The 25,211-nt window shown below is 38.6% G+C and carries 21 protein-coding genes; 4 read left to right on the top strand and 17 right to left on the bottom strand.

What is annotated here, in order from left to right; all coding sequences use genetic code 11:
* Nucleotides 1-82: 82 nt before the first annotated feature.
* From J1899_RS03400 to J1899_RS03390, 3 genes are all read right to left on the bottom strand, one after another.
* On the bottom strand, nucleotides 83-622 hold the full coding sequence (locus tag J1899_RS03400; protein ID WP_214477599.1) for a PadR family transcriptional regulator: 540 nt from the start codon (nucleotides 620-622) through the stop codon (nucleotides 83-85).
* A 46-nt stretch (nucleotides 623-668) separates the two neighbouring features.
* Nucleotides 669-1,862, bottom strand: a complete 1,194-nt coding sequence (locus J1899_RS03395; protein WP_214477597.1) for a YhgE/Pip domain-containing protein — start codon at nucleotides 1,860-1,862, stop codon at nucleotides 669-671.
* Nucleotides 1,863-2,108: 246 nt separating this feature from the next.
* The gene (locus tag J1899_RS03390; RefSeq protein WP_066450039.1) at nucleotides 2,109-2,339 is read right to left on the bottom strand and encodes an excisionase family DNA-binding protein; all 231 of its coding nucleotides are present in this window, start codon (nucleotides 2,337-2,339) and stop codon (nucleotides 2,109-2,111) included.
* A 255-nt stretch (nucleotides 2,340-2,594) separates the two neighbouring features.
* Between J1899_RS03390 and J1899_RS03385 the strand changes: the two genes are divergently transcribed.
* On the top strand, nucleotides 2,595-4,229 hold the full coding sequence (locus J1899_RS03385; protein WP_066450041.1) for a PAS domain S-box protein: 1,635 nt from the start codon (nucleotides 2,595-2,597) through the stop codon (nucleotides 4,227-4,229).
* 191 nt (nucleotides 4,230-4,420) lie between these two features.
* Here the strand turns inward: J1899_RS03385 and J1899_RS03380 are convergent, their stop codons facing one another.
* The 4 genes from J1899_RS03380 to J1899_RS03365 form a co-directional block, all read right to left on the bottom strand.
* Nucleotides 4,421-5,602: a toxic anion resistance protein gene (locus tag J1899_RS03380; RefSeq protein WP_066450045.1), complete on the bottom strand. Its 1,182-nt coding sequence runs from the start codon at nucleotides 5,600-5,602 to the stop codon at nucleotides 4,421-4,423.
* Entirely contained in the window at nucleotides 5,599-6,261 is a 663-nt protein-coding gene (locus tag J1899_RS03375; protein ID WP_306806933.1) for a 5-bromo-4-chloroindolyl phosphate hydrolysis family protein, read from the bottom strand. Before J1899_RS03375 ends, J1899_RS03380 begins: the two co-directional genes overlap by 4 nt.
* 364 nt (nucleotides 6,262-6,625) lie before the next feature.
* Nucleotides 6,626-8,086 (bottom strand): PAS domain S-box protein, encoded by a 1,461-nt coding sequence (locus J1899_RS03370; RefSeq protein WP_214477595.1) that lies wholly within the window; start codon nucleotides 8,084-8,086, stop codon nucleotides 6,626-6,628.
* A 182-nt stretch (nucleotides 8,087-8,268) separates the two neighbouring features.
* Entirely contained in the window at nucleotides 8,269-8,880 is a 612-nt protein-coding gene (locus J1899_RS03365; protein WP_066451775.1) for an acetate uptake transporter, read from the bottom strand.
* A gap of 365 nt (nucleotides 8,881-9,245) precedes the next feature.
* Here J1899_RS03365 and J1899_RS03360 point away from each other — a divergent pair, with 365 nt between their 5' ends.
* Genes J1899_RS03360 through J1899_RS03350 form a run of 3 tightly spaced genes read left to right on the top strand, consistent with a single transcriptional unit; the run spans nucleotide 9,246 to nucleotide 12,282 of the window.
* On the top strand, nucleotides 9,246-10,571 hold the full coding sequence (locus tag J1899_RS03360) for a UDP-glucose dehydrogenase family protein (RefSeq protein ID WP_214477593.1): 1,326 nt from the start codon (nucleotides 9,246-9,248) through the stop codon (nucleotides 10,569-10,571).
* A 25-nt stretch (nucleotides 10,572-10,596) separates the two neighbouring features.
* Complete coding sequence (locus J1899_RS03355) at nucleotides 10,597-11,118, top strand: phosphatase PAP2 family protein (protein ID WP_214477591.1); 522 nt, start codon at nucleotides 10,597-10,599, stop codon at nucleotides 11,116-11,118.
* A gap of 18 nt (nucleotides 11,119-11,136) precedes the next feature.
* Complete coding sequence (locus J1899_RS03350; RefSeq protein ID WP_214477589.1) at nucleotides 11,137-12,282, top strand: glycosyltransferase family 4 protein; 1,146 nt, start codon at nucleotides 11,137-11,139, stop codon at nucleotides 12,280-12,282.
* Between the two features lie 89 nt (nucleotides 12,283-12,371).
* Here J1899_RS03350 and J1899_RS03345 read toward each other — a convergent pair whose 3' ends face one another.
* From J1899_RS03345 to J1899_RS03300, 10 genes are all read right to left on the bottom strand, one after another.
* A complete protein-coding gene (locus tag J1899_RS03345) occupies nucleotides 12,372-13,046 on the bottom strand; it encodes a Na-translocating system protein MpsC family protein (RefSeq protein WP_246586666.1) in 675 nt (224 codons plus the stop codon).
* A 118-nt stretch (nucleotides 13,047-13,164) separates the two neighbouring features.
* Nucleotides 13,165-13,833 (bottom strand): DUF2294 domain-containing protein, encoded by a 669-nt coding sequence (locus J1899_RS03340; RefSeq protein WP_257298746.1) that lies wholly within the window; start codon nucleotides 13,831-13,833, stop codon nucleotides 13,165-13,167.
* 767 nt (nucleotides 13,834-14,600) lie between these two features.
* On the bottom strand, nucleotides 14,601-15,671 hold the full coding sequence (locus J1899_RS03335) for an ATP-binding protein (RefSeq protein WP_214477584.1): 1,071 nt from the start codon (nucleotides 15,669-15,671) through the stop codon (nucleotides 14,601-14,603).
* A 258-nt stretch (nucleotides 15,672-15,929) separates the two neighbouring features.
* Nucleotides 15,930-16,991 (bottom strand): D-xylose ABC transporter substrate-binding protein, encoded by a 1,062-nt coding sequence (gene xylF / locus J1899_RS03330; RefSeq protein ID WP_246586571.1) that lies wholly within the window; start codon nucleotides 16,989-16,991, stop codon nucleotides 15,930-15,932.
* 17 nt (nucleotides 16,992-17,008) lie between these two features.
* Nucleotides 17,009-18,532, bottom strand: coding sequence for a response regulator (locus J1899_RS03325; protein WP_214477580.1), 1,524 nt, complete (start codon nucleotides 18,530-18,532; stop codon nucleotides 17,009-17,011).
* Entirely contained in the window at nucleotides 18,507-19,970 is a 1,464-nt protein-coding gene (locus J1899_RS03320) for a sensor histidine kinase (protein ID WP_214477578.1), read from the bottom strand. The genes J1899_RS03325 and J1899_RS03320 overlap by 26 nt, the downstream gene beginning before the upstream one ends.
* Entirely contained in the window at nucleotides 19,967-20,944 is a 978-nt protein-coding gene (locus J1899_RS03315; protein ID WP_246586570.1) for a sugar ABC transporter substrate-binding protein, read from the bottom strand. The genes J1899_RS03320 and J1899_RS03315 overlap by 4 nt, the downstream gene beginning before the upstream one ends.
* 190 nt (nucleotides 20,945-21,134) lie before the next feature.
* Nucleotides 21,135-22,307, bottom strand: coding sequence for a sugar ABC transporter permease (locus tag J1899_RS03310; RefSeq protein WP_214477574.1), 1,173 nt, complete (start codon nucleotides 22,305-22,307; stop codon nucleotides 21,135-21,137).
* Between the two features lie 12 nt (nucleotides 22,308-22,319).
* Nucleotides 22,320-23,840 carry a sugar ABC transporter ATP-binding protein gene (locus J1899_RS03305; protein ID WP_214477572.1) on the bottom strand — a complete coding sequence of 507 codons (1,521 nt, stop codon included), beginning with the start codon at nucleotides 23,838-23,840 and terminating at the stop codon, nucleotides 22,320-22,322.
* Between the two features lie 125 nt (nucleotides 23,841-23,965).
* Nucleotides 23,966-25,078, bottom strand: coding sequence for a sugar ABC transporter substrate-binding protein (locus J1899_RS03300; RefSeq protein WP_214477570.1), 1,113 nt, complete (start codon nucleotides 25,076-25,078; stop codon nucleotides 23,966-23,968).
* Between the last annotated feature and the right edge of the window lie 133 nt (nucleotides 25,079-25,211).

Raw genomic sequence — 25,211 nt, 5'->3', positions numbered from 1 at the left:
AAGATTACCCGCTGTCTCGAAATACTGCCCTTTATAACACAAAGAAGGCGAGCTTCACTTTTCAATGAAGCTCGCCTCCTTTTTAATTCTCATCTCGTTTTATTGTGTTAATCAGTTTTTCAAGCCAATGGATGCTGGACTCATTTTGAGATGAAATATAGTTGCTCATAAAATCAACGAACCATTCATTCTCTTTGCTGACCTGCAGCTGTGCTTCAATTCCTTTAATTTCTTCCCAATGCCCTTTAACCTTTTCTAATCTTTTTTTGAGAATGTTTACGACTTCATCTCGCTCAACATATTTTAAGTTGACTAAGCCTACCGTCATGCCTTTAATATCATCAGCGTTTTTAAATAGACTGTAAATTAATTTAGGCAGCTCTTCACGGCCTTTAGCTGTAATGGAAAATACATGCTTATCAGGACGATTTTCTTCTTTGATGATCTCAACAGTCTCAATTAAACCTTTTTTGGCTAAAGAATCAAAATGGTAATATAGCTTACTCTCTGTTAGTCCGCCAAGCTGATCCAGGGGAATTGGTTCCGAGAGCTGTTTTTTTAATTTATATGGATAGGTGTTTTCTTTCATTAGCTTGCTCAAAATAAAAATTTGAACGGACATGATTTTTGCTCCTTCAAGAAAAATGATCTCTTTATTATAGCAAAAACTAAGCAGTGACTTCAGTTGTATTCTGTAATCCTTCTGATTCAAGGGCATCTTCTGTGTTTTCAACAGGCTCTGTTTTATGAACGAATGCAACTATTAGAATGTTCAGCAGCAATGCAGCTGCGCCAATAGCAGCCATTGACCAAATAAATGGTGCAGGGCTGATGCTTCCATAAAGGCTCGCAAAGTATGCCTGAACAGAATAATACATTGGAGAAATGTGGCTCATCCATTCATATGGCAGATACATCATATCACGAGTAACCGTAACACCATTTGCTAATGTTTGAATTAATAAAATCGGTAAATTTAATACCATTCCGGCTTCACCAACTAAAAAGACGAAAACAGCTGTAAAGTTAAAACAAACGATATAATTTAAGACCTGGTGTCCAAATAATTCTAAGAATAGGTCTCCACTAGGTTTATTAATGAGGTACGTAATGCCTAACGCAAATAAAGATGATACAACTGCAACCAATAAAGCCGTTAATTGCACATAAGTGAATAACCGTTTCTTACTTGCTTTCCCCCGGCTTGCTCTATAGGCACTTACTAATTGCATGGCACCAATCATGGCACCGGTATAACCCGCCATTGTTAAAAACATCGGAAGCATATTATGATGCATCCCATCTGGAACTTCATTGATTGTGACGACATTGCCAACATAAGCTGTTTCAATTATATTCGCTAACTGTTCCGCTTGCTCTTCGGGCACATTAAAATTCATGATTACTCCCTTGGCCGTTTGCTCTGAGAACTGTGCACTCAGCTGGCTGTTTATCTGTGTAACCACTGAATTCATTGTAGAAGAGACTGTTGTTGCACCTGCTTCATTGATTGTGAAATCAATACTGGATGAAACTTCTCCTTTTTGGAGATCATCAGAAAAGTTCTTCGGAATATGCACAACTAATGCTAAATCATTATGTTCTAAATCATTTAATGCTTGTTTATTCGTTAAGTCCGTTTCAATTTTCTTAAAAGGCAGATTCTCTTTCAGCTGATCTGCGATCGTGGCCCCATAATCCCCAGCATCCTCATTTATGATCGCAATTGGCAATTGATCAATATTCCCCGGAATCGATGAGTAACCCGGTAAAAATATTCCCAGCATAGCAACAGCATAGAATACACCCATAAAGATGGTTGCAATTGCCCCTTTTGTTTTTAGAAACTGAGTAAATTTCATTTTTCTATCTCCTTTATATACAAAATCTAATTAATAGCTTTTCTCAAAGTGCTTTTTTCAAACTACTTTAAACAAAGTACTTATGAAGTTTACTCCAATCACTTTATGAAGTCAATATTCGAATTGTCGTTTTTGCAATAAAAAAAGCTAAGCAAACGAAATCATTGTCTGCTTAGCCGAAGTCTTGTTTGAATCTGTTATTATTAGGAAAACGTAAGATTAAGGCTTGCTCTTAAACTAGCAAGTTTAGTCTTCATCCTTAACATCTATATCTTCTGGAATTGGTTCATTTAAAATCTCTTCAATGAATTGCTTATACTTTTCAACTTGCTTGAAGTGTGATTGAAATTGATCTTCATTAATTAAATACTCCTGTCCATCATAGAGAGCACGAATCTTATTGCCTAGGATTAGCTTTTTCACTTGAGATTCTGAACATGTCAAAAGTTCTGCTGTTTCCTTAACGGTTAAATACATGATTTACATCCATCCTTCATTCATCGTTTCCATTTCCTGCGACTAGCTAAAAATAGGTACTTCATTTAAAATGAACTAGGTACAAAGATTCATCTTTTGAATACTAACTCATATTATACTAAAAATAAGACAATAAAGCGGTTGGACTTAAACATTTTTCTAATATAACTTTAATCTGAATGTTACTGAAAGGAACATGTTATAAAGATTCATTCATATTTCGGAACGTACGCAAAAAGGAGCAAAGCTAAAAGCATGAATAAAAAAAAGATAATCGGTTTGTATTGCATAGCGGGCCTGATCTGGATATTTGGCACGAATTATTTACTGGAGCAATTTGAGCCTTCTCCTTTATTGCAGTTTATTACCAGCAGTAAAGAGGTTTTATATATTGTTCTGACAGGATTACTGTTTTATTATTTTATCAAAAAAACAGAAGAGCTCAATAAATCACGTGAAGAGGAACAGCGGCTTTCTACGCTAATTAATTCCATGGTTGATTTCGTCAACTTTAAAGATGGACAAGGCAGATGGATTGAAGCAAATGAATTTGGCTTGAAGCTCTTTGACTTAGAACATGTCGATTATAAAGGAAAAAAGGATTCTGAACTTGCACAGTACACGGAGTTTTATCGTGAAGCCTTAATCTATTGTGAAGTGTCAGATGAGGCTGCCTGGCAGCATGGCACCATCAGCCGCGTGGAAGAAGTCATTCCAATGAGGGATGGCAGCTCAAAAACCTTTGACACCATTAAAGTTCCTCTATTCAATAAAAACGGGAGCCGTCAGGGGCTTGTCATTATCGGGCGTGATATTACTGATCGAATTGCTGTGGAGCAGTTATTAGAGGAAACGAAACAGCAATATAAATCGCTTTTTGAATATAATACAGGCATTATTATGATGACAGATCTAAAAGGTCTAATTACTCAAGTTAACCCGCAGTTTATAGAGTCTACTCAGTTTACTGAAAATGAAGTACATGGAAAATCCCTCTCGAGTTTTATTGAAGGAGAGCAGCATTCCGCTATTCTTGAGAAAATCAATGAAATGGATGCTGATCCCCTGCCAAAGATAAGTGAACTTGAATTAACGACAAAAAACGGCGAAAAGATCATGCTGGAATGTAACATCCTTCCGATTGTTATTAATGGGAAAACGGCAGGAATGATTGTACAAGGAAAAGATATAACAAAATTGCGGATGACAGAAGAGAAGCTTCGCTTATCCGAGAAGCTTTCAGCCGTTGGTGAACTATCTGCCAGTATCGCTCATGAAATCAGGAATCCACTTACTTCACTTAAAGGCTTTGTGCAGCTGCTGGAACGCGAAAATGAAAAGCATCATTTTTATTACCGCATTATGCAGGAAGAATTGGACCGAATTAATTACATTGTGAGCGAGCTTCTTTTACTGGCAAAACCGCAGGAAGTAAGATTTGTGAAGGCTGATATTCAAACCATCCTATTTAATGTGACGTCTCTTTTGAAAACAGAAGCTACTTTGTTTAATGTCTCTATTGATTTAAAAAGAGCAAAGTTCCCTGCCGAAATCGAGTGTGAACCGAATCAGCTGAAGCAGTTGTTTATTAATATTATAAAGAACGCGGTTGAAGCCTCAATCAGCGGCGGAAAAGTTACTGTTTCATTTCATATCGAGCAAAACGAAGCAGTTGTGTCAATAAAAGATTCTGGCATCGGCATATCTGAAGAAGCATTAAAGAAGCTTGGCCAGCCATTTTATTCATCAAAAGAAACGGGAACAGGCTTAGGTTTAACCGTCAGTTATCGAATTGTACAGCTGCATAAAGGAGCAATGTCCTTTAACAGCAAAGTAAATGAAGGGACAGAGGTTTTGATTCGACTCCCTCTGACCCGCTCAGCCCAGTAAGTGCTCGTAAATGGAGCTAATAGGTGAGTTAGTTTCCTAACGTATAAAGCAGGACTAGCTTTAAAAAAAGATCGGCAGGCTCCCCAGATGAAGAGCTTCCATCCAGAAAAAACTGAATCTCACGCTCATACGTGAAAAATATCTCATCAAAAAGCCGTTGACTCATTCCGAGGCAACGGCTTTTCTTTTTATTATTCACCTTTGATTTCAAGAAGCTTTACGCGAAGATCATTTTCCATATTAGCAAGGTCCTGCTCGGCTTGTCTGCGTTTTGTTCTGCCTTCCTCTTGAATCCTTAATGTCTCTTCTAGTGTAGAAATTAAATTTTCCTGTGTTTTCTTAAGCGTTTCAATATCTACTAAGCCACGCTCATTTTCTTTTGCTGTTTCAATCGTATTCGTTTTCAGCATTTCAGCATTTTTTAAGAGCAAGTCATTTGTTGTTTTCGAAACTTGTTTTTGCGCTTCAACAGCTGACCGCTGGCGAATAAGTGTCAATGCAATCGCCACTTGATTTTTCCACAATGGAATAGCTGTCATGATGGACGATTGAATTTTTTCAACAAGCGCCTGGTTCGTATTTTGAATAAGGCGGATTTGCGGAGCACTTTGAATCGTTATTTCTCTGCTTAGTTTTAAATCATATAACCGCTTATCTAAACGATCTGCAAATTGAATCATATCATTTACTTCTTGGAACTTCATTTGATCATTAGATTTTTCGGCTTCCTGCTTTAAGGCAGGAATTGTTTTCTCATGAAGTTCCTCCAGCTTTAACTCTCCAGCAGCGATATAAACGTTTAAGGCATGAAAATACTCTTTATTGCTTTCATAAAGCTTTTCCAGCATAACAATATCTGTTAATAAAAGATTTTTGCTGCGATCAAGCTTTACACTGATCCGGTCAATTTGAGCCCCTGTTTTCTGATATTTGGACAATACTTCTTGAATAGATCCCGACAGTCTTCCAAACATCCTTGAAAAGAAGCCTGCTTTTTCCGGCTTTAACTCATCAGGATTTACTTCATTAAACTTTTTCATTAAATCGCCAATAATCTCGCCTATTTCACCAACGTCCTTTTTCTGTACATGTTCAAGCATGGTATGTGAAAAGGAAAGCAGCTTTGATTGCGCTGGTGTTCCATACGAAATCATCGCCTGGTGATTTTTCGGATCTATTTGTTCGGCAAGCTGGTATGCTTTTGCCCTATTTTCCTCTGGAATGACATCAATGAGTCGAGGCTGTTTCTTTGCCCCAGTGTCCTCATAGGCTGGCATTTGGGGACTTTCTTCTCCAAATGGATTTGCCAGCAAGTCATCGAGCAGATTGGCATCGTTTGTCTTTTTTAACAGAGGGGAATTTTGTTCATTCATTTTATACGCCTGCTTTCATCTGCATTTTTACGGGATTCCTGCAATGTTTTAATGGAATGTTTTGCAACATCTATTTCAAAGTGCAGCTGATCAATATCTTCTGCAATCACGTCATATAAGTCCTTCTCCACAAAAGCAGTTAATTCCTGCAACGTTTTTCTTGTATCTCTTAAAGAATGTTCAAGCTCCATGGTCATTTTTGGCTGAGAGGATAAAAAGACATACTTCTCCGCTAATTCCACAGCTGAGTCAAGATGTGAAAAATAAAACCGTTCAGCAAGATAAAATCGCTTTGGTTCTTTTTTCGTCAGGCGGTAAATTTTTCGAGTAACCCGGATAAACTGCACCCGTTCTTTTAAGGACGGCATATGCCGAATCGACATTAATGCTTTATGAAGCCTTGCCAGCTTTCCTTTTGCTTCATCCAGATTTTTTTCAATATACGCATATTCCTTTCTGGAAAGACCATGACGCTTTAAAAATCTGGATTTCATTACTGCACCTGATAGCCAAAATGTGATAATGCCGGCACTGACCCCTATTACACCAGAAAGCGGGAATGTTTGATCAAAAGCAAAAAATGCAACGAGCCAGACTGAAACAGCTGTTGGAGCTGCAATTAAAGATCTTAATATAAACGCTAAAAACGAATTCATCATTGATCGCTCCTATCCTAACCCTTTATTTATATACGAAATATGAACATTGAAGGTTTCAACAGACAAACACCAAATTTTTCATGTGAGGCAGTTTTCTTACCTTCTACGATACACGAAAATTCAACAAGTCTCCATAGACCACAATCCGATTATATTCTAAGACTTAAGGCTTAGGGCTTGTGCGTTTGTCAATTTGCGCAGATTATTCTATCTCATAAAAAGAATTCCCTCTTATTAGATCATTGAATCCGATCGAGATATGGCAGGTGCTGATCTGAGATATTTTAATTAGTTTGATAGCGTTTGATATTTAAAACCTTTTGCAGCAAAGGAAAAAAACACGGTGTAATTTGCGAGCATGCCTTTATTGCTGTGTAGATTTTGGCAATTGAACTGTAACGATTGTTCCATGACCTGGTGTGCTGTCAATTTGCATGGTTCCATTATGTTCTTGAATAATCTTATTGCTGACAGTAAGACCAAGACCTATACCCTTATCTTTTGTCGTATAAAAAGGAGTGCCCAAATAATGCAGGATTTCCGGCTCAATTCCCATACCCGAATCAGAAATCTGAACTTCAACCATGTCTTCCTCTGCCTCACTGATACAGCAATGGATAAGACCTCCTTCCGACATGGCTTCTATGGCGTTCTTAAAGAAATTCATAAAAGCCTGCTGCAATTGATCTGGATTGCACTTAAGAAAGTATTGGTCTTCCTTGATAGAGTGAATGATTTTCACATTATGTATGTAAGTATCAGAACGAAGCATTTTTATCGAACTATTGATAATGGAGAATAGACTGCTGCTTTTTAATTCTACGGCCTGGGGTTTTGCTAAGGCTAAGAATTCGTTTACACTTTTATCAATATTTTTTAATTCATCCATAATGATTGTTAAATATTCTGCTTGCCGTTCCTTTTCGTCACTATATTGAAGCAGTTTCGAGAACCCTTTAAGAGCTGTAAGCGGGTTTTTTATTTCATGTGCAACACTTGCGGCCATCTGTCCTATAATTGATAAGCGGTCCAAATTCCGCAGTACTTCATCATTTTTAATGCGGTCATCTATATTTCTGCTGATTTTTAAAAAGAGGTCTATCTCATTCGCTTCGTTATATATAGGTGAGATATTTGATTCGATATGCATAAATTCATTTTGCTTGGTTCTGGTTTTTGCTTGGATGATTTCAGATTTTCCATTCTTCGCGATTCTCTGCAGCAGTTCATCTACCGGTTCATCATTTATTGGCTGAATTAGCGTTTCCAGCTTCTGCCCTTTCAGTGTTTCAGGAGAAACGCCCAGCTCAGTATGGTGTGAAGGGGACGCATACAATACTTCATAATCCTTTGTATAGATTTTAATCATATCGGTAGTATTTTCAGTAATTAAGTTGTACAGCTTTTTGATCTGGATTAATTCTCTTTCCATTTCTTTTAGTTCCGTGATATCCCGTAAAACCGCGATAATCCCCATTACTTTTCCATTTGAATCGCGAAAAGGTGAATAAGAGACAGCAATATCCAATAGCCTGCCATCTTTATGATAACGGATCGTGTTTAAATTGCTGTAAACCTTCCCTGTTTTTACTTCTCTAATGATATCAATAACGGATACAGGGTTCGGCATTTCTGCAATATTTCTTCCAAGCACTTCCTCTTCTGTATATCCAAAAATACATGTAAACGTCGGATTAATCCTTCTAAAACAATCCTGCATATCAAAGATCGCTATTCCATCTGCGCTGCTCGCAAGAAACAAATCAAGCACTTCATTACAGCTAACACCTTCCGTAAAATCTAATTCCGGATCACCCTTCAGCATAAAAACCTCTCCAGCCCTCTTTTTTATATTATTTTACAGAATGTTGGGATAAATAAGAATACCCTTTTTTATTGTTGTGTCACTGTGACGCCCCGGGTTTTGTCGATTGATGTCACTATGTAGGAATAAATAAAAAAAGCAAGAGTCATTGATTTAACAACGCTCTTGCTTTGCTGTGCTTATTATTTTTTGAATATCCCAAATGCTTTTCCTACCGGCAAAACAACTCTGCCAAAATGCGTGTTTAAGACCACAGCTGCTGAACCGTAAAACGATAATAAGGCAATTCCCATTTCAGCTAGTGCTGCCAGCATATGTGTAGCTTCTTCCATGATTCCGAAGCTGCTTAATGATAGACCAATAAATAAAAAATCTATAAGAACAAAAATAAAGAATAATACTTTATGTGTTTCCATTGCACCGACAGTCATGAACAGGCTAAAAATCAGATAACCAACAAATGCCATGCCAAGCTGATGCGGATCTGCTGCTGCAGCTAATTGTTCACCGAAAGCTCCAAGCTGAATCAGCCAGGTCATTCCAACACCAAACCAGAACAAACCAAATGCGCCAAACGCTGTCATTCCAAAAATATTATTATGCTTTGCATCTAGCACTGCCGCAAATAACTGTGCTAATCCGCCAAGAAAAAATGCCCATGGCAAAATGAGAGAAAGCCCCTCTGTTAACTCAAGCTTCTGCGATGAGGCTACAAAAGTGACCATCGCTAAACCGAACAGACCTAATGCTGACGGATCTGCTGTTGTAATCTTTACTTCTGTTTGATTCTGAATCCCCATAAAATCCTCCTATATATTCACACATATACATGTTCAATAAATAACAATCTCATCAAACATACTTATGTAATGTATAAGAATTGAGGGGGACATGTCAATAGAATTTTTTGGCTGTCACTGTGACGCCCCGGAATTCCTCGAATTTTGTCGAGAATTACTCGCCTTAAAATTATATGCTGCTGCATTTTGATAGTGTAATGATTCGCGGATTCACCCCTTTTATTCAGCAGCAAAACTAGGTGAGACAAGCTCTGTGATGGATCATACATATTTTTTACATGATCTTTACACTTCCTCAAGAAATTTTTCAAAGTGGTCTAATACAATAATAGTAGAACTTAATGGCTGGAGGGATGAGGTTGAGGATTACTGTGGTAGGAACAGGTTATGTCGGATTAATAACGAGTATTTGTTTGTGTGAAATGGGCCATGCTGTCACGAATATTGATATTGATGACAAAAGAATCGCTCAGCTGAAGAACGGCCGCTCTGTTATTTACGAACCCGGATTACAGCAGCTGCTGGAGAACAATCTAAAAGAACGCAGACTCTTTTTCACCATTGATCCAAGGATTGCCTATGCACAAACAGACCTCATTTTTATTGCAGTTGGAACTCCGGAAAATCCCGATGGCACAGCAAATTTAGAATATCTTCAGGAAGCAGTTTATGCGATTGCTTCACATATTGAAAAAGATGTCATCATCTGTACAAAAAGCACTGTTCCCGTTGGTACAAATGAAAAAATAGCCGAAATGATTAAAGATATGACACCAACTCATTTGAATGTCAGCATCGTTTCTAATCCTGAATTTCTGCGTGAAGGATCTGCTATTAATGACTTTTTCCTTGGAGACCGAATCGTTATCGGAACAGAGGACGAGAAAGCAGCTGCAGTCCTGCAGGAGCTTTATGCTCCGCTTAACACGGAAATCATGGTGACAGATACCCGCAGTGCAGAAATGATTAAATATGCATCAAATGCTTTTCTGGCAACCAAAATCAGCTTCATTAATGAAATTGCTGCTATTTGTGAAAAGGTTGGAGCTGATATCAGTCAGGTCGCAGATGGAATCGGCAAGGATAAACGAATTGGTTCATCGTTTTTAAAAGCTGGTATTGGCTATGGAGGATCCTGCTTTCCAAAAGACACAAAAGCACTTGTCCAGCTCGCTGGTCATGTTGATCATCCATTTGAATTACTTGAAGCAGTCATCGGCGTCAACAATCGCCAGCATACATTAGCTGTCGCAAAAGCCAAAGAAGCAGCCGGCGAACTCGCAGGCAAAAGAATTGCACTGCTGGGGCTGGCGTTCAAGCCGAATACCGATGATATTAGGGAAGCACCTTCTCTAACAATCTTAAAAATGCTAATTGAGGAAAATGCTGATGTGATTGCATATGACCCTGCAGCTGTCTTAAATATACAAAGCATATTCGGAAATGAAATTCAGTATACCGAAAACATAAATGAAGCCTTAAAAGATGCCGATCTCGCCATTATTGCCACAGAATGGGATCAAATTATCCAATTTCCGCTTGTTCAATATGAGGAATTAATGAAAACACCTCTAATCATTGATGGGCGCAACTGTTACTCTCTCAGTGATATAGAACGTCATTCAATCACTTATATTTCAGTCGGTAGATCGCCATATGCACAATCTGCCATAGCAAAGGTGTAAAGATATCCAGAAAGGACTTATAGATATGAAAATTTTACATGCTTTATATGGAATAGATTGCAGAGTTTTTCAGACGGTAAACCGCCATTTTGAAAACAAAATATTAAACCCATTTTTCCGCATCATTACACACCTAGGCGGAGCACGTTTCACAATCGCTATTACACTCTTGCTCATGCTTGCTGCACCTTTAAGAATAGCCGCTTTTTCAAGTGCATTATCCTTGCTGATCAGCCATTTGCCGGTGCATATTGCCAAAAGATTTTATCCGCGCAAAAGACCATATCTGACGCTGGCCGATTCATTCAGTCCCGATAATCCATTGAAGGATCACTCTTTTCCATCTGGTCATACGACAGCTATTTTTGCTATCATTATTCCTTTTACTCTCTTAATTCCGTATATCGGTATTATTCTAATTCCGTTGGCTTGTATAGTTGGAATCTCGAGAATCTATTTAGGTCTGCATTACCCTACAGATGTCCTTGCAGGTTCGCTGCTTGGCACGATCACTGGTATAGCTTGCTTTTTTGCTTTTCATTCTTAAGAAGAGAGGGAGATTCAGGTGAAAATTGCTTTTTTTACAGATACCTTTTACCCTGATATCAATGGTGTTGCCCGTACGTTAAAACGTTTCACTGATTATCTATCCTCACAAAACATTGAAGTGAAGGTATTTGCACCGGATGGGGAAAATACGGATGAATATATTTCAGCCAATATCCATCGATTTAAAAGTCTCTCCTTTTTTTTATATCCCGAATGCAGACTTGCGCTTCCTAATCTATTTAATATGAAAAGAGAATTGACTGAATTCCAGCCAGACCTTATTCATGTGGCTACACCCTTTAATCTGGGTTTGTGTGGAGTCTTTTTTGCAAAGAAGTTAAATATTCCACTAGTAGGCTCTTATCATACGAATTTTGATCATTATTTAGAGTATTATGACCTGCAATTCTTTTCTAAAATGGTTTGGAAATATATGAACTGGTTTCATCGCCCTTTTCGTAAATTATTTGTGCCTTCGCTTGATACAGAAGAACAATTAACTGTACAGGGATTTCACAATTTGGAAATCTGGTCAAGAGGTGTAGATTGCGAACTGTATCATCCTTATTATGATAAATATGCTGTTCGGCAAAAATATAATATCCGCAGCAAGTACCTGCTCGTTTACGTCGGCAGATTGGCACCAGAAAAAAACGTCGACACCCTGCTCGAGATTGCAGATGACCTGCCGCCTCATTTAAAAGAGAATAGTCATTGGCTTATTGTAGGGGATGGACCATCGAGAAGTGAAATGGAAAAAGCTGCACCTTCTAATATGACATTTACAGGTTTTTTGAAAGGAAAAGAGCTTGCAAATATTTATACAGCAGGCGATTTATTCGTTTTTCCTTCTACTACAGAAACCTTCGGAAACGTAGTACTCGAATCGCTGGCAAGCGGTACTCCTGTTATTGCTGCAAACGCAGGCGGTGTGAAAAATATTATCAAACACGGCTCCACAGGCACTCTATGTACACCAGGTTCTGCTGTAGAATTTACAGATTCCATCATTTCCTTACTCTATGATGATAAATATCGCTATCAAATGGGCACAAATGCCAGGAATTATGCCCTCACCCAAAAATGGGACACCATTTTCAATACACTTCTTGATCATTATTCAGATGTAATAAAAGAGCGGGCTGCCGAAAAATATGCCTGAGACTGCTTGCTGCAAAGCTTTTTCTCACCGTAATTCCATAATGAAAAATGGTTCCAGCTATAAAGCTGGAACCCAATAAATTTGCACTTTTAATTATTTGACGCCAGTACAAACACCATTAACGACTTGTCTTCTTTAAAATTCCAATCAATCAAAATATCCTTTACATGGGAATTAAAAATAGATTCAAATTTACCGCTTCGATGGAAGTAACTTTTTTCAAGTTCATCCTTTGTATATTTAAGCTCTTTTTGAAATCCTTGTGAGATGAGTGCTTTTTCAATCGGAATCAAAATTCCATTTCTTTCTATTACATAAATACTTTTCGAAAGCGGATATGTGTTGATTTGGTCAGGCACCTTTTGCACAATTTCACTTATCCTTCCAACCTCATTCTCAAGACTTTTAATGTCTAAATCGGTTTGAAAGTTTTCTTCTTTACGTTCCTCAAGTACAAAGATAAGAACGCCAGAGTTGTTTGGAAAGTTCCAATCATGATAGCATTCTTCCACCTCAACATTTAGCGTTACCTTCACCAGTCCTTTAATTTCGTCCAATAAATGATTAATAATAGAGGTTCTGGCATCGTCCACATATTTTCCTTGACCTTGCTGGATTAGGATCTCTTCCATGGGATTAATAAATCCTGTAATGTAGGTTACTAAATGTTTTTCTCCGACTGTGGTCCGACATGATTGTGGCCCTCTGCCAAAGTTTTTCCTTAACAATTTGCTTATATAGCTGCTTATGTACTCCGCTTTCATATGATCCATGCGATTGGAACTCCCCTTCCTCCACGCCTATTAAATTATGTTTGTTATTCAGACCTTTATTATGTATGAAATTTAGAAGAAGAAAGGGAGATATCCCGTAACGGTAAATTCACATCTCTTTTCGAAATGTAAAGACAAGGAAACTTTTATCATTTTGGTAATCCCACATGATGAAAATATCTTCGATTATACGGTTAAAGACATCTTCTAAAGACAGCTTATGCTCAAAATATCCTTTCTTGGCACTCTCTGAATATCGATTAAGGAGGTTCATATTCCCCATTTGATAGACAAGGTTTTCAAGTGGAGCCATAATTCCATCTGCTTCGATTATACAAATACTGGGCGCATATTTAAGGATCGTTAAGTTTTCCGGTCTCTTATGAAAATGCGATCCAATTTTATCAATCATAGCGAGAATTCCATTTTTGGTTCCTAACGGCAATCTTTCTTCAACATTAGCTTTTCCGTTAACGAGCAGGATCATTCCAGTGTTTTTCTCATAATTCCAGTCATGATAAAAGTTTGTATATGACTGATCTAATGTTTTGCTAATTTCAAAAGAAAATTCTTTAATAACAGCTTCAATGATCGCAGTACGAAAATGAATAGCAATTTCCCATTGTTTATTCCCCAGTAAAACTTCTTCCGCCGGGGTAATAAAGTTTCGCATAAAAATATATATTTTTTCTTCATCTCCATTAACATAGCAAGTTTCAGGACCTTTACCGAATCTCCGTTTCAGCAACTTGCTAAGCGTACTGCTCAGATGAAGCATATGATCTTGAGTAGCCTTAATAATAACCTCTCCTTTCCCTGAATGTGGAAGCTGGTCACTCAGCCCGAAAAAGCAAAAGATAGACTGAAATAAAGGTTGCTTTAACCTTATGGGGAGTGTATCTTTTAACCTTAAAGGGCTAGCCGCTGCTGAAGCTAGTCCCATCGAAAGCCCTAAAAGTTGTCTAAGCTGCCCTATTTTCTTACCACAATGTGATGCAACCTGACCGGCAGCAACCCAGATGACTACCTCTAAAAATAGATGCTGTTTCGATAAGGATCATAATAACAATGGTTCGCTATCGTTCTCTTTTCCTTCTATGCTGTACTACATTTCAGCCAACATCTTGCAGATACTATTCTCTTTCAATATGTGATGGTCATTCTCATATATAGCTGGTGAATAAAAGGCACCAATTTTAACTGCTTTTGAATTAGTCGAACTGGACAATCTTCCCAATAAAATATATATGTCTTTTTCCCCAACTATCTATCTTTACAAACCATAAAAGTGTCTATTTCATAAAAAATGGTGGAAGCAGAGGAATAAGCATAAAATATGACTGCTCATCATTTTGAAGACAAAAAAGGCCTAACTCCAATAAGAAGTTAGGCCACGGATAAGACGACTAATTACAGTTTCTTCCATTTACCATAAAGAAATATGAATAGATATGTATTTGCTCATAGAATGCGTTACTCCAAACCTAATGACAGCAAGACATTAGACTTTATTATTCTATCATTATAAAAGTGCTACTGCAAACATTACGATTCACGTGGTAAGACCACTTCAACAGATGTCCCTGTTGAGCTGCTGCTGATTAACATATCTCCCTTATGCTCTTTAATAATCTGATAACTGACCGGCATGCCCAGACCAGTTCCTTGCTCTTTTGTTGTAAAAAACGGCTCGCTAATCCGTTCTAATATTTCAGCAGGAATTCCCGGTCCTTGGTCAACTATGCGGATAATGACTTGATTTTCTGAGAGAAACTCTCCTTCAATTAGTATTTTACCGCCATCTGTCATAGCCTCGATTGCATTTTTTATATAATTTATAAAAACCTGCTTTAACTGATTTTCATCTCCAAATATAGAAGTATCCTTAAAGCAATATGCAGCTTCAATCTCTATGTCATTTAGAAGTGCCTGCGATCGCATTAATGTGAGAATTTGCTCAAGCAGCGAATCCAAATTTACATTTTTATAGGAAATCTTATTTGGCTTGGCCAGGACCATTAGTTCTCTTAAAATTAATTCGATCCTCTCAATTTCCGATTTAATAATCTCAAAGTAGCTCGCCTTTTTCCCTTTATAATCTCTCATCATTAACTGCAGAAATCCTTTTATGGCTGTCATTGGATTTCGAATTTCATGTGCAATTCCTGCCGCCAGCTGGCCTGCCACAGCTTGTTTTTCCGACATGAATTTTTGCTCTTTATGATGTGTCATCTCTCTTATAACAGCATAGCTGCCTATTATTGCTTTATGCAGGATGATTGGAAAGGCGGTGAGCTGAACATGAATCAATTCTCCTGATTTTGCTCTAATATGTATGTCAGAGTGACAAAGTGAATCTCGACTTAGCTCTTTAAAATAAGAATTTTCCTTGTTTAAAGATGATGGCTGAAAAATATCAGAGATCCTCATATCTTCGATTTCATCGAATGAATAACCAATAAAGTGCTGACACGCTTCACTTATATAGGCCAATTGCCCATTCTTTTTAAGAATTAAAAAAGAATCTGCTGTGTCAGATAGGATCGAAAAATCATTCATCCTATATATATACCTCTCTAGATGGAGATTTCCCCATTCTTTTTCGCATATGGCCATAGAACTACCTCCTTTCTAGAATCTATATCCTAAAAAATAGAAAAAGCCAAAATAAGCGTAGCTACTCTACACTTATTTTGGCTTAAAACCCAGCATATCTCTGGAGGATCTTTCCTTATATTATATAAAAATTTTCATTATTAATAGTAGTAAGGTAAAGCTTTAAACTCCAACCTCATGTTTAATTTTATACTTATTTCTCCAATCTTTCAATATGTTATCAAATTTTTCAGTTTTATTTTTAATTTCATTCAATTATTATCTACTATATACATCTTCCTGAGTATGAAATCCATCAAAAATAATAGTTTCATCGAGGTTGTTAGCATCAACGGCGATTGGAGGCAACAGTAAGTAAGGGACATGTGATTTTCCATTATTCACCGTTTCCTGTCCCTCTATATCCTCTCCTTCTGCCAACTTCACAGCGAGCTTTGCAACCTCCTCGGCAAGTTTTCTAATCGGTTTATACACGGTCATCGTTTGCGTACCATCTACAATACGCTGTGCTGCTGCCAGATCTGCATCTTGTCCTGCAACTGGAACTTTCCCTGCAAGCCCCGCTTCCTCCAGTGCCTGTATGGCTCCGCCAGCTGTGGCATCATTTGCAGCAATGACAGCATCAATTTCACCAGCGTTTGCCTCTAACGCTTGTTTCATATGTTTGTAGGCATTTTCCGGATCCCAGTTTTTTGTCCATGCATCATAAATAATCGTGATATCACCTCGATCAATAGAAGACTGCAGTACATTGAATACGCCTTTTTTAAATAGGTGGGCATTATTATCTGTTTCTGCTCCTCCAATGTAAACATATTTGCCTTTTGGAACCATCGAGCTGATTGCTTTAGCCTGCAGTTCGCCAACTTGCTCATTATCAAAAGAGACATAAAAATCAATATCAGCATTACGGATCAGCCGGTCATAGGAGATTACTTTAATTCCTGCCAAATGAGCCTTATGAACAATAGCTGCCGTCGCTTCTGCATTGTGAGGCACCACTACAAGAAGATCAACTCCTTGATCAATAAGCGTTTCTGCCTGTAAAACCTGCAGTGCGTCATTGCCGTTTGCAGCCATGACTCTGACGTTTGCTCCTAAATTCTCCGCAGCCTGTTTAAAAAGGTCTCTATCCTTATACCAGCGCTCTTCTTCTAGCGTATCCATTGAAAAACCGATTTCAATAGGATCCTTCGAAGCAGCAGGAGTTTGGATTTTTACTGGGGGAATAGGCTGCTGTTCCTTCGCAGTTTCATTATTTTCACAAGAAGTTAAACAGCCTGCTGCCGCCAAGATCATAAGAAGAAATAATTGCCGCAATGATTTTTCCTCCATTCTTATTTTCGGAGCACTGATTTACGATATTCCATCGGTGTGATGCCGCACATTTTTTTAAACACCTTGCTAAAATAGTTGGGGTCATGATAACCCGTTTCAAAGGTGATTTCTTTTATACTTTTCTTTGAATCTCCTAATAAAGCTTTTGCCTTCTCCATACGGCATTGTGTTAAAAAATCAATATAATTTATTCCTAGCTTTTCCTTAAACATTTTACTAATATAGATGGGACTTAATTCAACGAGCTGCCCTAAAGATTCGAGAGAGATATCTTCATGTGAATGTTCGAAAATATATTGTTTCAGTTTGTGGAACGTGTCTGCTTCAAGCCGATTATAATGGATCACATATAATTGTTTCATTCCTTCAAACATATGGTCCGTAGCTCTCTTAAGCTCATTGACATTTTTCAACTCATACGAATAAACAGGTGTTTCAACTTCCATACCAAGCTCACTCATCACACGGGCAGCCACCCAAAGCACTTCGAGTACTCGCTGCTGTGTGTAGTGGATGGAGGTTCCTTTCTTTTCGTAATAAGTAATCATCTCATTTACATACCGTTTGATATATTCCCACTCACCGAATCTTATTTGATCTGAAAATTCTTTGCGCTGATGAATCCGCGGCTTTCCATCACTCTTATTTCCTATCTTAGGCACATCCTCATAAAATCGATATTTCACAGGAAGAGATGTATCCATTGATGCGATTAATGCATGCTGATATGACTGTCGGATTTCTTTCAGACTCTTACATACACTGCCAATACCGATAAACCATCCATCTGTTTTAGCTTTTGATAGAGATATTAGTTCACGTGCAAGGTTCATCGCCTGTGACCGATATGTTTTTTCATGATCACAGCATATTATGATGGGAAGCTGATTTCCATATATGGCCCCGATCCAACCCGTTTTTCTGCTTCGAATTTTTTCCTTTACCAAAGGATAAATATGTTCTTCACCTGCCGGCACTAATAGCAGCATCACATACATATCCGTCGTATATGGGATTTCAAGCATCTCTACAAGCAAATCAACATGGACATCGTGAACATGATCAAATAAAAGCTGTGTAATGATGTCTGTTTCAGCCAGTGCAAGGGTTTTTTGCTGCTGAATCCGCCGTTTTTCCAAAGAAAGGTGCTCTGCTTCAATCTTTTCCAAAACCTTCCCAACCACGGAGACAATATCACTGGCACGGCTTGGTTTCAGTAAATAATCCTTTACCCCCAGCTTGATCGCCTGATGTAAATATTCAACGGTATCATAAGCTGTCACCATAATAAACTGAATGTCAGGAAATTCCTCTTTAATCATTTTCACAGCTTCCAGTCCGTTAATCCCCGGCATTTTTATATCCATTAAGATCAGATCAGGCTGAAAGGTTCTGGCCATTTCAGCTGCCTCCTGCCCATTCCTGGCCTGTTCAATTAGAAGAGTTGAGAAGCTTTTCTCTAGTATCGCCTGCATTCCTTCTCTTTCAATTTGCTCATCATCCACCAACAGGAGTTTCATCATGACATTCAACTCCTTGCATATTTATTTTCAAGACCACTTTCGTCCCGCTTCCTTTCTCACTTATGATCTCAATGACATCTTCGCATCCATAAAATAGCCGCAGTCTTTTTACAACATTCGGAAATCCAATTCCAGTTGAATGACCTTCTGTCTGGACTGGCCGCTCTTCAAGAATTTGCTGAATTTTTTCTTCTGGCATCCCATTTCCGTTATCCTCTATTTCTACGAGGACGAAGCCACCTTCCTCTTTTATGCGGAAATAGATAACCCCGCCTTCAATATTCGGTTCAACGGCATGGATCACAGCATTCTCAATAATTGGCTGCAGCGTTAATGCTGGAATTGGCACATTCAGACATGCAGAATCAACGTCGATATGCAGCTGAAGACGATCTGTAAAGCGCGCCTTTTGAATATCCATATACTGCTGCAGTACCAGTACTTCTTCTTGCAATGAAACAGAGCGGTCCAGCTGTTTTAAGTTATAGCGAAGAATCCCTGCCACACTTACGAGAAGATTACTTGTCTCCTCTGAACCTTCGAGATACGCTTTTTTCGAAAGGGTATTTAGTGTATTGAATAAAAAATGCGGATTAATTTGACTCTGCAAGCCTCTAAATTGACTTTCCTGCAGAAGAATCTTACTTTGCTGCAGCTCCCGTTCAAGCTGAGCTTTATGTTTCATTTCGGAAATGAACCCATTAATATTGATTCGCATCCGATCAAAGGTTTTCGCTAAAAAAGCAATTTCTCCCTTTGTTTTTATTTCAATCGGCAAATCGAACCTTCCCTTAGATAGCTCATTTGCTGCTTTCGTCAGCTGCAATACTGGTTTTGTAATGCTTAACGAAAACCAATAGGTCGCCACAAGCAGCAAAAGTGTAATCAGGAGCAAAATCCATAATCCCAGTTTCAGCACTTCCTCCGATTGTGCAATAATGCCGCGGTAAAACCGATCATACGTTTTAAGCTCTTGATCTAGTAATGTTAACGTCATTTCTGAGATATAAGTTGAAATCCTTGTCGCCTCTGAAAATTCCTTCGTGTATGCTTCATTGTCTCTTTCTCCGAAAAACAGAAGCAGCCGATCAGTGGTCTCTGTAAAACTATCAATCATATGCATATAATTGGTTAACGTAAATTGATTTTCTGCATTGCTTAAAGTGGATACTTCATCTTTCGTTTCTTCTATATGTGCCATGCTGCCATTCAATTGAGCAAGCTTGACCTCCGTAGGATCGAGCAGATAGTTGTTCAAGTCTGTGATCACTTGCTGGGTAGCATTCGTCATTTCATTCATGATTAAATATCGCTGCAGGATATCATTATATTGATTATGCGTTTTATAATTGTAGTATGTAAGCGTTATCCAAATTGTCGACATAAAAACCATAACAATCGTTGTTAACATTAATATGTTTCTCTGAATACTGCTCATTGCACTTTTCCTGCTTTCACAATGTGAATATCGGTATAGTACCCATTGATATTCAGTGGAACAGTTTCCCCATCTAACCACTCAAGCAGTCTTTGGACACCAATTTCCCCCATCATTTCCGGATCTTGTTTCACGATGCCATCTAGTTTCTCCTCTTCAAGCAGCGGCTGAAGTTCTGGACCATCATCAAAGGTGTAAAGAAACATTGGTTTTATCTGAAAACGTTTACTAATTTCTTGAATCATCGGTCCTGCCATCTTCCCATTTAATGCAATAAATGCTTTTGCATCAGGATACGTGTTTAATACACCCTGTGTAGCAGCAATAACGGGTTCTCGTGTATGTGCTGTTTCCGTTAAAACAAGCTTAATATCCGGATATTGGCTAAATTCATCCTGTATACCGCGCAGCCTTTCCTCCTGATAAAATTCAGAATGGCTATCATACAGCAGGACGACACTGCCAGACTGTCCCATATCCTGAATTAAACTTGATGCCAGCATTTTTCCGGCCTTGAATTGATCCGATCCTACATAAGTCTTGCGAAGACTTTCCGTCATTGGCACATCATTAGCGATCGTTATAACCGGAATGCCGTAAAAGGAAGCTTTCACCTTTGTCATTTCTTTAAACTCCTCCGTATCTAAACCTTGGAGAATTAAACCATCAACCTTTGATTGAATAGCAATATCTATTTTTTTCAGAAATTCCTGTTCATTATTATTATAACTGCCCCAAACCTCGAGGCTAACAAGCTCCTTATCAGCCTGCCGTGCTGCGCCATCGGCAACTCCATCCCAAAAGGGCGTATCTAAATCTTGAGTAATTAATACGAGCCTTCGCTGTTCCTCTCCTTTTATCGAGCTGATTTTCTGTGAATCTGAGCGAATAATTTTCTTCGCAGAATCTACTGTTAAAAAACACAGTGTAATCAATACACTGATCAGCAAAATAAGAGCCGCTTTTTTTCGCAATCGAAATGACCCCTTCCCCCTATGCGAATCTAAGATCATTTTATCATGACCATAAAAAACTTGGATATTAGTATTTTTGGATAAAATAGGCCGGACAGGTGCAAAATTCGAGGATTCACAGATTTGGGGTCTAGCTTTTACCTGGATGAAATAATAAAGGGGACTTATTTTCTATAGCCCCCCTTGCAATCTATCTTTTTTTCCTTGTCATAACATCAAAAATGACTGCTCCAGCAAGCACTCCGCCGCGGATCATATATTGATATGAAATCCCGACACCAAGCAAGTTCATCCCATTTGTCAGTGAAGCCATAACAATTGCACCAATGATGGCACCTGTTACCTTTCCAACACCGCCAGCAGAAGAAACCCCGCCTACATATGCAGCAGCAATTGCATCCAGTTCAAATAAAGTTCCTGCCGTTGTCGTCGCAGACTGCAGCCGTGCCGTAAACAAAATACCTGAAAGAGCTGCCAGCATCCCCATCGAACCAAATACAATATAAGTAATCTTTTTGACATTCATACCGCTCAGATGGGCTGCTTCTGGATTGCTTCCTACCGCATAAATATGACGTCCGAGCACTGTCTTCGTTGTAAGAAAGTGATAAAGGATTACGACAAGCAGCATAATGATCACTGTCCATGAAAAACCATTATATCCTGCTAAAATCCACGTAATATAGGCGATAATCGCCGAAACAAAGACTAATTTTAAGGCAAAGATCCCTTTTGAAACAACTTCAAATTCATACTTAATTTTATTTTTTCTGTTGGAAAACTCACTATAAATATAGAATAAAATACCGGCAATCCCGACTAAAATAGAGAGCAGATGCAGCCCGCTGACTTGGAGCAGAGATGGGATATAGCCATTTCCAATTGCATTAAACGTATCATCCTGAATAATAATGGTTCCAGTTTTTTCAGTTACCTGCAACAACGCTCCGCGGAAAATGAGCATCCCTGCCAATGTGGCTACAAAAGAAGGAATCCCAATTTTGGCAACAAGAACCCCATTTAACAGTCCCACCATTACCCCAAGAACTAGAATGATTGGAATGGTCAAAAATACGGACACACCGGCCTGTGTTAATAAAATTGCGGCAATGGCACCGAGAAATCCAGCTGCATATCCAACTGAAAGATCAATATGCCGGATGACAATCACAAGTGTCATCCCGACAGCAAGCACGGCAATATAACCTGCTGAATCTAATAGATTACTAATGTTTCGTGAAGACATGAACAGGCCATCCGTCATAATTGAAAACGTCAAAATAATGACGAATAAAGCAATATACATGCCATAATCACGAATATTTTCACTAACGAGCGTTTTTGCTTCGTTAAAAAAGTTCATCTGCTTAACCTCCTATTGCGTTGCGAGTTCCATAATTTTTTCTTGATCAGCCTCTTCAATTGAAAGCTCACCTTTGATCTCGCCCTGTGCCATTACATACACCCGATCACTCATTCCCAGAACCTCACCAAGCTCTGAAGAAATCATAATAATACTTAGGCCGTTTGCAATCAGTTCATTCATGACTGAATAGATCTCAAACTTTGCTCCAACATCAATTCCTCTTGTTGGTTCATCTAAGATCAGCAGTTTCGGCCCTACAAACAGCCATTTTGCAAGTGAAACCTTTTGCTGGTTTCCTCCGCTTAACTTTCCGACATTCTGTTCAATAGAAGAAGCTTTTATATATAGTGACTTTTTATAGCTCTCAGCCACTTTGATTTCCTCGTTATCATTAATCACTCCGCCCGAAGCGATATGATGAAGATTCGCTGCAGAAATATTATTTTTAATATCCTGAAGCAGGAAAAGTCCGTCTCCCTTTCGGTCCTCTGTCACATATGCTAATCCAGCTTGAATCGCATCACTTGTATGCTTAAATTCTTTTAACTCTCCATTGACCATCAAGTCCCCTTGAAGCTTATACGACTTGGCATTTCCAAACACACTAAGCGCCAGCTCCGTTCGTCCTGATCCCATCAGGCCGGCGATTCCGATAATCTCCCCACGTTTCACATGAAGATTTACATTTTTAACGACATTTCGTCCTAATTGCGGATCATAAGCAGACCAATCATGCAATTCAAGGATTTTCTCTCCTGTAGACTTTTTTGGTCTCTTTGGATATATATCATCGATCTCACGTCCCACCATATTCTTGATAATGACGCTTTCAGAGATTTCACCTTTCATTGCATCAAGTGTGCAGACTGTTTCCCCGTCTCTCAGCACCGTTGCTTTATCTGCAATTGAGATAACTTCTTTGAGTTTATGAGAAATCATAATGCTTGTAATTCCCTGGTCCTTTAACTCTGATAAGAGATTTAGGAGGTTTTCACTGTCATCTTCATTAAGAGCAGCTGTTGGTTCATCTAAAATTAGCAGCTTAACATCTTTCGTCAGTGCCTTAGCGATTTCTACAAGCTGCTGTTTCCCAACGCCTAAATCTTTCACAAGCGTTTCTGGATTCACCTGCAGATTCACCTTTTTCAGCATCTTCTTTGCTTCGACAATTGTCTGATTCCAGTCAATTACACCGCCATTTTTCACTTCATTACCGGCAAAAATATTTTCATAGACAGTTAAATCCGGGAACAAGGCCAGCTCTTGATAGATAATGGCAATTCCCTCTTTTACGCTATCGCTTATTTTATGAAACTGCTGTACTTTTCCTTCAAAAACGATATCGCCTTCATATGTTCCATAAGGATACACACCGCTGAGCACCTTCATTAATGTTGATTTTCCAGCGCCATTTTCACCTATTAAACAATGAATTTCTCCTTTTTCTACCTTAAAGCTAACATTGCTTAAAGCTTTGACACCGGTAAAGCTTTTTGAAATTGAGTTCATTTCTAGAATATTTTGAGCCATACTTTCACTCCTATCACCTAAGCGGATGGGTACACCACTTCACCCGTTCACATTCTTCACCAGCAAGGGGCTTAGAATGGCGAAATAGTGATAGATTGCTCTATCACTACCTGCCACCAGCAATCTTACAGTCCTGTAAATTCGCTTGCCTCGTAATACTCTGAATCAATTAATTCCTTCTGCACATTTTCCTGGTCCACGACAATGACGTCTGTCTGCTTTGCTTTAACTTCAACTGCGCCATTATCATAAGAACCTGTAGTTTCAGGTGAATCACCGTCTAGAATAGAAATCGCCATTCCCATTGCATCTGTTACAAGGGTACGTACATCTTTAAAAACTGTCATAGATTGTTTGCCATCAATAACATATTGAATGGAAGCTTTTTCTGCATCCTGCCCTGTCACTGTGTAAGAAGAAATATCACCATCAGATGCAAACACATCTGCAATTGAACGAGCTGTTCCATCATTAGGTGCAAGGATTGAAATATCGCCCTTCATATCAGCTCCAACAGCCGTTAAGTTCGTTTGCGCTTTATTTTTTGCTTCATTTGGATCCCAGTTTGTTGTTACCTGGCCAAGAATTTTACTCATTTCATCGCGTGTAAGCTCTGCCTTGTCTTTTAGCGCTTCTGCTTCACTTGAATTGGCAATTTTAAAGGTACCGTCAGCGATTTTAGGCTGAAGAGTGCTCCATGCTCCTTCAAAGAATAAGAATGCATTATTATCTGTTGCTGCTCCTGCATACAAGTAAAGCGGTACATCTGTGCCTGATGCTTGATCGATTAAATATTGACCTTGTGCCGCACCAACAGCAACGCTATCAAATGTTACATAATAATCTACTGCGTCTGTATTTGTAATGAGACGGTCATATGCAATAACCGTAATGCCTTCTTTCTTAGCAGCTTCTACAGCTGATGCCGCTGCATCACCATCTTGCGGACAGATAATGAGTACATCAATGCCTTTGCTGATCAATGTTTCCACATTTTCTTTTTCTTTTGCTGAAGAGCCTTGGCTGAATAGTATTTCAGTTGTGTAGTCAGAATCATCTAAAGCAGCTTTGAAACGTTCTTCATCCTGAACCCATCTTGGTTCATCCTTTGTCGGCAGGACAATCCCAACATCTACTCCGCTACTGCTTCCGCCGGCACCGCTGCTGCAAGCTGCAAGCATCGCTGCAAAAAGTGTAAAAACAAGCAATAAGGACAATCTCTTTAATCGTTTTCTCATTCTGAAACCCCTTTCAAAATTGTTTGTCTGTTTACACTTTTCATTATATTTCGGCAGGGATTTAGTTCGTAAGCGTTATCAATAGTAATCTTTTAGCATTAACTGGATTTTTTTATTGTTTGAGGTTTATAGG

Origin of the sequence: Cytobacillus gottheilii (genome assembly GCF_018582665.1) — a bacterium.
GTDB lineage: Bacteria > Bacillota > Bacilli > Bacillales > Cytobacillaceae > Cytobacillus > Cytobacillus gottheilii.
This window is presented reverse-complemented; position numbering and strand designations above follow the sequence as displayed.

Coding starts and splice junctions, on each gene's coding strand:
- J1899_RS03400 (WP_214477599.1), bottom strand. CDS start 622: ATGTCCGTTCAAATTTTTATTTTGAGCAAGCTAATGAAAGAAAACACC.
- J1899_RS03395 (WP_214477597.1), bottom strand. CDS start 1,862: ATGAAATTTACTCAGTTTCTAAAAACAAAAGGGGCAATTGCAACCATC.
- J1899_RS03390 (WP_066450039.1), bottom strand. CDS start 2,339: ATGTATTTAACCGTTAAGGAAACAGCAGAACTTTTGACATGTTCAGAA.
- J1899_RS03385 (WP_066450041.1), top strand. CDS start 2,595: ATGAATAAAAAAAAGATAATCGGTTTGTATTGCATAGCGGGCCTGATC.
- J1899_RS03380 (WP_066450045.1), bottom strand. CDS start 5,602: ATGAATGAACAAAATTCCCCTCTGTTAAAAAAGACAAACGATGCCAAT.
- J1899_RS03375 (WP_306806933.1), bottom strand. CDS start 6,261: ATGATGAATTCGTTTTTAGCGTTTATATTAAGATCTTTAATTGCAGCT.
- J1899_RS03370 (WP_214477595.1), bottom strand. CDS start 8,086: ATGCTGAAGGGTGATCCGGAATTAGATTTTACGGAAGGTGTTAGCTGT.
- J1899_RS03355 (WP_214477591.1), top strand. CDS start 10,597: ATGAAAATTTTACATGCTTTATATGGAATAGATTGCAGAGTTTTTCAG.
- J1899_RS03345 (WP_246586666.1), bottom strand. CDS start 13,046: ATGAAAGCGGAGTACATAAGCAGCTATATAAGCAAATTGTTAAGGAAA.
- J1899_RS03340 (WP_257298746.1), bottom strand. CDS start 13,833: ATGCTTCATCTGAGCAGTACGCTTAGCAAGTTGCTGAAACGGAGATTC.
- J1899_RS03335 (WP_214477584.1), bottom strand. CDS start 15,671: ATGGCCATATGCGAAAAAGAATGGGGAAATCTCCATCTAGAGAGGTAT.
- J1899_RS03325 (WP_214477580.1), bottom strand. CDS start 18,532: ATGATGAAACTCCTGTTGGTGGATGATGAGCAAATTGAAAGAGAAGGA.
- J1899_RS03320 (WP_214477578.1), bottom strand. CDS start 19,970: ATGAGCAGTATTCAGAGAAACATATTAATGTTAACAACGATTGTTATG.
- J1899_RS03310 (WP_214477574.1), bottom strand. CDS start 22,307: ATGAACTTTTTTAACGAAGCAAAAACGCTCGTTAGTGAAAATATTCGT.
- J1899_RS03305 (WP_214477572.1), bottom strand. CDS start 23,840: ATGGCTCAAAATATTCTAGAAATGAACTCAATTTCAAAAAGCTTTACC.
- J1899_RS03300 (WP_214477570.1), bottom strand. CDS start 25,078: ATGAGAAAACGATTAAAGAGATTGTCCTTATTGCTTGTTTTTACACTT.